This window comes from Syntrophomonas sp. (assembly GCF_028707975.1).
Taxonomy (GTDB): domain Bacteria; phylum Bacillota; class Syntrophomonadia; order Syntrophomonadales; family Syntrophomonadaceae; genus Syntrophomonas.
The window spans coordinates 1-10,060 of sequence record NZ_JAQVZX010000067.1 but is presented as its reverse complement, the minus strand read 5'-3'; the positions used below and the strand labels follow the sequence as shown (position 1 = coordinate 10,060).

Here is a 10,060-nt window from a genome sequence, read left to right as displayed (position 1 = left end):
AAGCGAGATTTAACAGTATTAAAAGCTAACTAAACATTTTATAGAAAGGAAAGTCTAATTTAATTGGGTATTTGTATAGTTTTGTGTAAATGGATTTTGAAACAGCACCATTGCTGCTACTATTGATTATGATTTTAGGCATCATAACGCTGGCGATGATGCACTTGCCTGTTCTTATATTGCTTTACAAATATTCAACACTTATAATGCCAACTCCTTAGAAGAGTTGTCGGCTATTTTGGGTTTCCAAGCATCAAGCGATAACTATGAAGATGTCTTCGGCTCAGAGACAGACTGATGACCAAATTAGTCATTTTGCCTCCTGCCGCACGCTATCTTAAAAAGCTTAATGAGAAACCGCTAAAAGAAATATTTCAAGCCGATGGACTGTTCAATCATGTCCTTTAGCAATCCCTATTAAATATTTTAAAGGCAGCAGCAGAATTGTAGCCAAGCGTCAGCGTTATTTTGTTATTCCAATTCTCAATTATCTTTCACTAAAATCATTTTGCCGTTTTCAATTCTTACCAGAAGTATATTTTCCATGGTTTTATAGAGTATCTGGCCGTTTTTATCAATAATCATCATTTTATAAGAGGATTCACTTTCTTTTTTAAAAATCGCCGTCAAATAACCATTCTGGATCTCCATTTTTTTGAGCTGTCCGCCGGGATTGACCGATTCTTCATTACCAAGAGCAAATAGCTGTCCAGTGTCTGCCAGCACATAATATAAATGCCCCTGCAGTATTTCATACTGGCTTACGGCTTTATCGATCAATAGTTCGGCCTGGCCTCCGCTTAACAGAACCCGGTACAGATATTGATTACGGTCGGTAAAGTAGATCATTTCATCGGTAATTTTAAAACCGGACGCCTCTGCTTCACAGACTCTTGCTGTTTTGCCGCTGTGGATATTTACTCGGTAGATACCGGTGGTAGTTGGCAAGTTTTTATCTTGATAGTAACCAAGTACATAAATCTCTTCGTCAATCAAGTATAGATCCTGACTGGGCTGGGATGAGAGGCCCTGACTGTCACTCAGGAAGAAGCGGCCAAAATAGCATTCCGGGTCGCCCACATTGGTGTATTCATCCTCACCCGTCTTTTTTATCTGCAGATTATCAGCAATCGGCGGAGCCCAGTGATCGACCCTGACGGTGTAATCGTCATATATTCTTATCGCGGAATAACCGTGATCAATATCCTCGGTCGTACCGTCCTCCTTCAGCCAGATAATGTGATCGGATCCCATGGTGGCACCGCCGCTATGATATTTCAAAATAGCTTTACCGTTGTCAGTATGTAATGATGATAGCCCATATTCATAACCAAAATAATAGCTTTCCGCCAACTGATAAACTTCTCTGCGGTCAGTGGGGTTAGCGACCGGTGCTTGATAAATTTTACCCTTCTCCCCTTGATAGTAATAGTAGTTTCCGGCCATCGTAAAGGCCCCCTTTTCCCCATCAGGCAGGGTAACGATCGGAAGCGTCAGCTGGGCTGCCGTCGTACCGGAAGCAGTTGAATTGATCACCAGGCCGTTTCTCTCATCAAAAGAGTATTTCCAGCTAAATTCATCCACCGCAAACCGCCAGGTCAGAGGGAAATAAGTAATGTTCCTAAACACCAGCAAGGGATATTCTTCCTTGCTGTTATCGATCTGTTGGCCGTTGACATTGATTTTGAAGGCAGCAATGGCCGCCGTATAAGCAGTATTATTTCTGCCGGCTACCTGATATTTATGGTATCCCCAATTGACGCCGGTCTTGGCGATCTTTAGTCCGGTGCTGCTGTTCCATACACTTTCCAGGCCCAGGAAGCGGCAGTCGTAATAAGTCATAGGAAAATAAGTTATATCTTTGTACACGATCAATGGATACTGGTTGCTTGCATTTTCAATGACCGTCCCGTTCAATGTCACCTTAAAAGCCGGCAAAATAACTTTTACATTGCCACTTGCAGCATGGGCGGGAACAGAAAATATGCCCAGCGTAAATATGATCATCAGTAACAGTGTGGTTAGTTTTTTCCTCATCTTGATCTCCCCTCTCACTTATATTCTTTTAAATGATCTCTGAATATTTTAAGTAATCCTTGTGGCTCATCAATAAAATAGGACCGGGCCACCTGTCATAACTATCCCTCTTTATTTTTATCGGCAATCTCTTCCACAAATTGTTTTAATTCCGCCAGGTCTTCATTACTTATCGCATCCCCGTCATATAAGGCCGCGACAAAATTCTTGAGTGAGCCCATGTGCATTCTTTTCAGAAATGATTTACTTTCCTTGTTAAGATAATCTTGCTCATTAATGAGAGAAGTGTAATAATTTACTCTTCCCTGCTTGTTGATGGCCAGAAACCCCCTGTCCACTAAACGGGCTAAAAAGTTTAGCACGGTTGTATTGGCCCAATGTTTCTCCCCCGCCAGCTTGTCCATAATATAGGCAGAAGAAACCGGCTGCCCCGCTTCCCAGATGATCATCATCAATTCCAGCTCACTGTCCGGCAGTCGTTTTATGTGTTCCATGTCCTTCTCCTTTTCCTCATTAATTACTACGCAAACCAAATCTATTTCTTATTCTACATTTGTAGAATAAGAAAATCAACTGCTGTTTATATTTACCAAAAACCAGCAAAAGAACGTATCGATTAACCCTGCCAACACGACGGAAAAATAGCCGGGGTTATATCTTGTCATCACTAAAATACCATGCCGCAAAACTAAAAAGCCGCTCCGCAAAACGCAGGAACGGCCTAAATACCAGCTTTTCGGGCAATATAAAAACCACCCACCGATAAAATAAATTTTATCAATAGATGGTAGATAATCTGGTGGAGGCGGGGTGCCAGCCCCTCCTCATACACTCGGCTTTACGCCATATAGTAAAACCGCACCATAGTTGTCTATACACAGCCATTTTTCTAGGGTTGGGTTTGAATCCTTGGCAAATTCTTATTTTGGTTTTATCTCGATGACTCATCAGAAAGCCTTGGGCATGAAGCCAAAAAGAAGCTGCTGCGCTGGCTAAAAAGCCTTTCCGTTCAGTTTCCCTGTAAATTCTCCATTGGCAATGGTGAACCAGTGAGTAGCTCCGCTGATGAAATCTTCCTCCGAGGGAACGCCGCCAAGCAAAGTTTCCGGTTCGGCATCTATACCGTCAAAGCGGGCGCAGGAGCCGTTTTGCCCATCAAAAATAGTTCTGTAAACACACATCTGCTCTTTAGCACCGCTGAAATCATGGCCCGTAATCGCCTTGAAATAATACTGCGCCGCGTATCCGCCGCCGTCCTTCGCATATTCAAAGAGCAGCGCCGACTCTCCATCCTTTTGCGCCTCCAGGCGAAGATCGTCCCGGTCGGGATCGTATTCAATCCTGATGCTCATTGCGCCGCCATCACGGGAGGTGCCTGTCACTAAAAAGCTGCCGTCCCCGTTGTCGGTCAGCTTGGCGTCGTCAGCCCAGCCTGTCTGCAGCATGGTAGTTTCCATAGCCTCCCAAAATCCCCAGCCACGGATAGCCCGCATAGCTGGTTCCGTAATTGTGCCCCATCAAGATAACTGGAGTATGCCACAGGGCATGTATAATACCGGTTACTACCAGGGCCGTCCGGTCGGATAGGAGTTCGCGCAGCTTGGGTAGCTTCTTACCCCCATTTAATAAAGCGATCGGCTCACTTGGACACATCGTATTTTACGGTTATATCTCGGCCATCAAAATATACCAGGTCTCCAGTTTCTAAGTGCCATACGGCTTTTAGATTTGATGGATACTTGATTCCATCAACCTCTTCATAATCTCCACAGACTGCCGACCACTTTACCTTTTGACTATTGCCTTTGGTATCGGTATATTCTCGGTCATTGGTAGTGAACCTGGTCATGGCGCCATTATCGTCAAAGGTAAAGATTCCACTGGCTGATATTCCATAAAAATTTATCACTGCCTGAGCGTGAGTTTCGTCAATCTCTTCCCAGCTAATATATTCTTGCAGGGCTAAGGTAGGTAATAGCAAGCTTTCAGCCAGGCAGGTAACCAGACTGGCTTGATCCATCGCTTCACCCTTTTGATCAAATAAAGTAAAAGTTTTGGCAATAACACCTTTCATGGAACCTGCACCATTCTGGTAAGCATCAATACCTTCGAAAGGGATACCATACAAACTTGTATTAATATAAGCAAATCTTTCTGGTTCTGCTACGAAGTTATACTGGGTGTATTTTATTTTCAGCTTTGGTTTGTCTGGTGTTAACACAAAATCAACATCGTTAAAATGCACATTCATATTCGACATTTTGGATTTACCAATATATCCGCAATACTGAAAGTACTTCTGCACTGGCAGGGGCAGTTCTGCAATATCTTCGGAAGTAATAATCCCGCCTTGGGTCATCGTTTTAGTCATTTGATAGCTGGTCAATTTAGCAAATTCTGCTTTAGTAGGTGAATAAGGAACGATAAACCATATCAATATGCCGGCAATTAACGCTGCAACCGCTAGGATCCAGACCATATTTTTTTTACCTCTTTTCATAAAAAATCAACTCCTTAAACGATCAGTTCAATATGGGCGCTATCCATACACATCCTTGGACCGCTGGATCGCTCATTATTCCTCATCCTGAACACTCTTCAGCTTTACTAATAAGGATTTGGTCTGTTCGCATTCCATAAGCTTTTATTCTATAGGCTCTTATTCCCAGCCCAACAGCTAAATACAAAATTGAAGCAATGATTCCATTGATAGGGGAAACCAGTATTTCTTTTCCGACAGCAATGCTGATATAACCTGATATAACTAACAAATTTATAAGTGAATCCTCCACCGTATGCAATATAACACAGGGCCAGACTGACTTTGTTACCCGGAAAAGTTCAGTAAACATCACCGTCCAGCATAAGAAAGTGGTAAAAGCAACGACAACATAGATAGCCCGACTGACTGGCATTACCGCTTGTATATCTGCCTCCGGCAAAAAAACCAAATAATATGGAATATGCCATGCGGCCCACACACAGCCGACGATAAGATATAGCTTCCAGTCATTAAGATTTAGTTTGAGAAGTTGGGAAGTCAGATAACCGCGCCAGGCAGTCTCTTCAAAGATATCAATAATAAAATTAACGAACATAGTACTGCCAAACGCGACAATAAAAGGTCTGAGAGCAAATGCGGACAAGTCTATCCAATTCGTGGCTGCTCCAATTAGCATAACGATGGCGGTTACAACCGGGAAAATAAGAATCGAAGCCAGGTACCATTTTATATTGCCTTTAAAGTTCGGTTTTAAGCCGAGCTCTTTCCAACTGAACCGTGAAATTAAAATGATTACCAAGGCAGTCAGCATAGGTAATACCAACCATACACCCATACCAAGAGAATCACCTTCGGGCTGCTCGGTGAGGACAGAATCAAGCAGGACCCCTAACCACCCGCTTATAATAACAATGGAAATAAATAACCCTAGATTTCGGATATCTTTTTTATTCACGCCAGCCCCTCCTCATATACTCGGCTTTACGCCATATAGTAAAACCGCACCATAGTTATCTATACACAGCCGTTTTTCTAGGGTTGGGTTTGAATCCTTGGCAAATTCTGATTTGGTTTTATCTCGATGACACGATAACCCCTTAGCTGTCGTTTGCATCATTATCTATCATCGTTGCAATATTTTTTTCAAGCCTGGATAAGCCCTGATAAAAACCAGCGGTTAATTCAGCATCAAATCCATTGAAAATCTCCTCCAGGAATTCCAATTCCCTCTGATCGCGCCCGGCAAAGTATTCTATACACTTTGGCGTCCGTGCAATGCGAAGAGCTCGTGCATCGTTTTCATCTTTGTCTATGGTTACAAAGCCTCGTTCCTGTAGCACAGCCGCCATTCGCTTGGCATTTTGGCGAGAGTAACCAACATAGTTGGCTACTTCACTTATTGTCGGTGGTTCCTCGAATTTTGAAATACTTACCAGGAGCAACCACTGTTTAATGGTGATATTTTTATCAAATTTATCCCCAATCACCTGCAATTTGTTTGACAATGCAAATATCGTCCCGAAAATGTATGCCTTCTGTTCTAATTGATTCATAGTACAACCTCGCAAATTTAATTAAGGTAACATGTTACGTTTGCATTATACGCAACATGTTACCTAATGTCAACATCTTTTTGCTCATTCTTTAGCTTTACTGTCAAAATAGCACTCTTCAGAAAGAAACTATTACCCCTGCCACCTCCCTGGAAAAATGCAGGGGTAATATCTTGTCATCGCCCAAATAGCCGTCAGAAAAAGATAAACGCCGCTCCTCCAAATTGCAAGAGCGGCCTTATTACCGGCTTTCCAGGCAAAATAAAAACCACCTACCGATAAAATTCTTTTTATCAATAGATGGTAGATAATCTGGTGGAGGCTGGGCGTACCATATAGTAAGCAAACATGAAATTAAGATGGCTAAAGACTTTAGATTCTAATTCCCTTGCCAATTACAGCAGTTCTCCGTTATAAAAACCGGCGTAGTCGCAGTCCATAAATAGCTGCGGCAGCAGGTTAATCCTTAAAAAGGCCGAAGTCCAACGGCACGAGAAAGGGTATAAGTTATAAACTGGTTTAAGCTTACCCCTTCGGATCTGGCCAGTTCAACAAGTGTACGGTGTAATGTTTTGGGAACCCGAACATAGTAAGCAAACATGGAATTAAGTTGGCTAAAGACTTTTAAAAGCCCCATTATATTCCTATTTATAGGCATCCCGCCTATTTTAATAGTTAAGATATATACTTCTTTCTCCTGAAACTGATATTAAAAAATACTACTCTCCAGTCACCAACTCTTAGCCTAAACTCGTTTCCCTGTCCACCTTTTAATTTTAGTACATCAGCCTGAGGAGGAAATTGTTTAAGCCTTGTAACTGCTTCCTTGATTCTAATTTGAGTTGGTTTGTCCAATTTCTTTAAATCCTTAAATGCCTTTGGAGAAAAAATTATATCAAATTCCAAGCTTACGCCATACATCCTCCGCCTTTATTCCCTTACCAGCCTCAATCTCTGCTTTAGCTTCGGCAATCTCCAGCGCATCCTCTGGAGAGATTTCTTCTGCTGGCCAAGCTAAAGGTTGGAGAATAATCCATAAAGCAAAGACTTGATCATCGCTTAACCGGTCTACTAGGGCTTTAACATTCTCACGCGTAGCTAACATTTTATTACCTCAAATACAGAATATGAAAAGTTAGTCGGGGATGTCAATTTTATCCTAATCCCTCCCAATGATTTCTTTTATTTCACACGCTTGGTCATCTGTTAATGTACCGGCAAACTTTAATAGTTCTTTACCAGTTACTCCGATAGCTAGTGGGCTAACCAGTGAACGTACAAATTCAAGAACCTTTTAATAGATGAAGTATCATTCATTTTCAGCAGATTATACAAGTTCCTTGCGAATATGAAGAATTAGAGGGACTTTAAAAATGGGCAAAAAATTCTCGTCCTTAATATATTGATGTTCGTAATAAAAACTTTTAGCAATTGATAAAAAAACAAATAATTCTAAAGAACAGGTTGACATATGTATACCATAATAATATTATTAGGTAAACGGATGTCAACCTTTATTAAATGGAGGATTAAATATGAAACGAATCAATTTATCTGATGGTGAGTGGATTATCATGAATGTGCTATGGAAATCCGCTCCTCAGACTATTACCAAGCTTACGTCTGCTCTGAAAGAATCCACAGGCTGGAGCAAGCATACTATTATTACTATGCTTAACCGTATGGAATCCAAGGGGGCGGTAAGATATGAGCAAGGGGTTAAAGCAAAGCAATATTATCCGGCGGTGGAGCGTGCCGAAACGGCATTGGAAGAAACTGAAAGCTTTCTCGACAAAGTCTATTCCGGAAGCTTGGGCCTGATGGTTAACACAATGGTTGAGAAAAACAGTTTATCAAAGGAAGAAATCGAAGAGTTATATGCCATATTAAAAAGGGCTGAGGAGGAAGAGAAATGATTGATACAATTATATCTTCATCTGTGCTGATTTTGATTATCCTCGCCATAAGGTTTGTGTTTAAGGGAAAAATTAATCCCATGGTGCAGTATGGACTCTGGAGTCTTGTGGCGCTCAGGCTAGCAGCCTTTCGATTGTTTGACCTTCGCCCTGTGGAAAGTGCATTCAGTGTAATGAATGCAATAAGCAGTGCTGAAGCAGCAATTCGAGGAGCTTCGGATGTCGAGCAGGTCCTTGCAGGTCATGCAGAGGCGGAAGCAATTGATAATGCCGTACTGATTATGAATAATGTGCAAACTGGTGTCATGACCAGTGGTGAGGGAATTTCCGCTGCAGCGGCCATAGACTGGCAGCTTTTGATGATGATTGTCTGGGCAGTAGGGGCTTTTGCTTTAGTGTTATGGTTCATTCATGTGAACCGCAAGTTTGGTAAGAAGATCTCTAAAAACAGAATGTTCCTAATGTCCGTTAAAGCAGATAAAAACGGTAAGCTAGCCGTTGACGAGAAAGGGCTTATTCATCGAGAGGCCGATATTAAAACAACAAAATTGCTGTCAGTATATGTGGTAGAAGGTCTTGATTCCCCATGTCTCATGGGATACAAAGGAGAAGTGGCCATTTATGTTCCTTCTGAGGTAGCTGCCGATCAGGAAAAGCTTCGTTTTGCTATTGCTCACGAGCTATGTCATTACAAGCACCATGATTTGATCTGGGCTATTGTCAGGGGTGGACTGTTGGCATTTTACTGGTTCAATCCTTTGGTATGGGTAGCTGCAATAATGTCCAAAAGAGATTGTGAGTTGGCCTGTGATTACGGTGTACTTAAAGAGATCGGAAAGGAAGATAGGCTGGCCTATGGCAGGACCTTAGTAGACTTAATAAAGCAAAGTGATCATAAGGGCGATGTTTTGCAAATGGCAACTACCATGTACGGCAGTACAAATGGGATAAAGGAGAGAATCACTCTAATTGCAAAGAATAAGAAAATGAAGACCACGACATTGATTGCCGTACTGTTGATTTCTATATTTGCTGTCGGTTATACCTTTACTGCAGCACCAAATAATGTAGAGGGTTTGAGCAATGACGACAAAAAAGAGATCGAGGCTTTCGCCATTAAATGGGCAGATGCGTTTTCGCAGAGAGATGCAAGGACTATTCACGAATTGTGTGAAAGCGAGGAGCTATACTTAACAATCGGCGGCATAGCGGAAAATGGAGAGTATTGGATGGGTTGGTCCAGCCCATGGCCTTGGAATAAAGATTATGTGATAGACATAGAGGATAATTCAACTATTCATATGTATTATTATTTCAGGACATCAGACCCCTCAATTTATGTGGGGAAAGAAACTATTACGGTGAAAAAAGTCGAGGGCGCGTATAATGCGACGCAGGTCACGATGAAGTTCTTCAAAAGCATTAAAAGCAAGGCTGGCTTTGATGTGGCGTTCGAGCCCGGATTCCCTGATTTTATGCATTTAGCAGCTACTTATCAGGCTCAGGCAGATAAAAATGTCCGGGGCAAAACCGGGATCCTTGAGAATCCAGTATCGGCTGCCATTCATCAATTAAACCTTGTAGGAGCAAAGGTGACAGAATCTTATCAAGACCAAAATGCGGAAACCCCACTGGCCGTGGTCAAATTTGCATGGGAGGACGGCGAAGTAGAAGTCAACTTAATCCGACCAATGTTGATCGACGAGAGCGGAGCTAAAAGACAGGCCTCAATTTGGATCGTAGTTAACGAATATTCTACAGACAACAATGCTATAAGTAACGGTACTACAAACAGCGATCCGCAACACATCGAAAAAATCAGCGCTCAGAAGAAAACTCTTTAGCTCTTGGGATTTATGGAATCCTATGGGCTATAAGTATGTTTTGTATGCTTAAAGGTGTTTGGAATTTGAGTAGTAAAAAGGAATAGTAAGACACATCATTTATATTTAGCGACATAAGGAAGCAAAGAGTGAGGGTTAGAGGAATACTACATGATATTTTATAAACGGATACAGAGAAAGGAATGATCAATATAATGAAAAGATGTT

At 41.8% G+C, this 10,060-nt stretch carries 12 protein-coding genes; 2 read left to right on the top strand and 10 right to left on the bottom strand.

The features are described from left to right. Window positions 1-483: 483 nt before the first annotated feature. The 10 genes from PHP87_RS08770 to PHP87_RS08725 all read right to left on the bottom strand — a co-directional run bounded on the left by PHP87_RS08770 (window position 484) and on the right by PHP87_RS08725 (window position 7,198). The gene (locus PHP87_RS08770; RefSeq protein WP_299920438.1) at window positions 484-2,037 is read right to left on the bottom strand and encodes a DUF5050 domain-containing protein; all 1,554 of its coding nucleotides are present in this window, start codon (window positions 2,035-2,037) and stop codon (window positions 484-486) included. Window positions 2,038-2,138: 101 nt separating this feature from the next. Continuing rightward, window positions 2,139-2,531, bottom strand: coding sequence for a BlaI/MecI/CopY family transcriptional regulator (locus PHP87_RS08765; RefSeq protein ID WP_299920436.1), 393 nt, complete (start codon window positions 2,529-2,531; stop codon window positions 2,139-2,141). A gap of 498 nt (window positions 2,532-3,029) precedes the next feature. Continuing rightward, window positions 3,030-3,494 carry a hypothetical protein gene (locus PHP87_RS08760; protein ID WP_299920434.1) on the bottom strand — a complete coding sequence of 155 codons (465 nt, stop codon included), beginning with the start codon at window positions 3,492-3,494 and terminating at the stop codon, window positions 3,030-3,032. Beyond that, window positions 3,460-3,690: a hypothetical protein gene (locus tag PHP87_RS08755; protein WP_299920432.1), complete on the bottom strand. Its 231-nt coding sequence runs from the start codon at window positions 3,688-3,690 to the stop codon at window positions 3,460-3,462. The genes PHP87_RS08760 and PHP87_RS08755 overlap by 35 nt, the downstream gene beginning before the upstream one ends. After that, the gene (locus PHP87_RS08750; protein ID WP_299920430.1) at window positions 3,677-4,537 is read right to left on the bottom strand and encodes a DUF6544 family protein; all 861 of its coding nucleotides are present in this window, start codon (window positions 4,535-4,537) and stop codon (window positions 3,677-3,679) included. Before PHP87_RS08750 ends, PHP87_RS08755 begins: the two co-directional genes overlap by 14 nt. Before the next feature lie 82 nt (window positions 4,538-4,619). Continuing rightward, window positions 4,620-5,495 (bottom strand): CPBP family intramembrane glutamic endopeptidase, encoded by an 876-nt coding sequence (locus tag PHP87_RS08745; RefSeq protein ID WP_299920428.1) that lies wholly within the window; start codon window positions 5,493-5,495, stop codon window positions 4,620-4,622. A gap of 142 nt (window positions 5,496-5,637) precedes the next feature. Further along, window positions 5,638-6,093, bottom strand: a complete 456-nt coding sequence (locus PHP87_RS08740; protein ID WP_299920426.1) for a MarR family transcriptional regulator — start codon at window positions 6,091-6,093, stop codon at window positions 5,638-5,640. A 466-nt stretch (window positions 6,094-6,559) separates the two neighbouring features. Then, window positions 6,560-6,694 carry a toxin-antitoxin system HicB family antitoxin gene (locus PHP87_RS08735; protein ID WP_299920440.1) on the bottom strand — a complete coding sequence of 45 codons (135 nt, stop codon included), beginning with the start codon at window positions 6,692-6,694 and terminating at the stop codon, window positions 6,560-6,562. A 74-nt stretch (window positions 6,695-6,768) separates the two neighbouring features. Then, complete coding sequence (locus PHP87_RS08730; protein ID WP_299920424.1) at window positions 6,769-6,999, bottom strand: type II toxin-antitoxin system RelE/ParE family toxin; 231 nt, start codon at window positions 6,997-6,999, stop codon at window positions 6,769-6,771. Then, entirely contained in the window at window positions 6,989-7,198 is a 210-nt protein-coding gene (locus PHP87_RS08725) for a hypothetical protein (RefSeq protein ID WP_299920423.1), read from the bottom strand. Before PHP87_RS08725 ends, PHP87_RS08730 begins: the two co-directional genes overlap by 11 nt. Window positions 7,199-7,628: 430 nt before the next feature. On the opposite strand from PHP87_RS08725, the gene PHP87_RS08720 reads away from it, so the two are divergent. Together PHP87_RS08720 and PHP87_RS08715 are read left to right on the top strand one after the other, a co-directional pair. After that, the gene (locus PHP87_RS08720; RefSeq protein WP_299920421.1) at window positions 7,629-8,009 is read left to right on the top strand and encodes a BlaI/MecI/CopY family transcriptional regulator; all 381 of its coding nucleotides are present in this window, start codon (window positions 7,629-7,631) and stop codon (window positions 8,007-8,009) included. Beyond that, a complete protein-coding gene (locus PHP87_RS08715; RefSeq protein WP_299920419.1) occupies window positions 8,006-9,853 on the top strand; it encodes a M56 family metallopeptidase in 1,848 nt (615 codons plus the stop codon). The genes PHP87_RS08720 and PHP87_RS08715 overlap by 4 nt, the downstream gene beginning before the upstream one ends. Window positions 9,854-10,060: the final 207 nt, after the last annotated feature.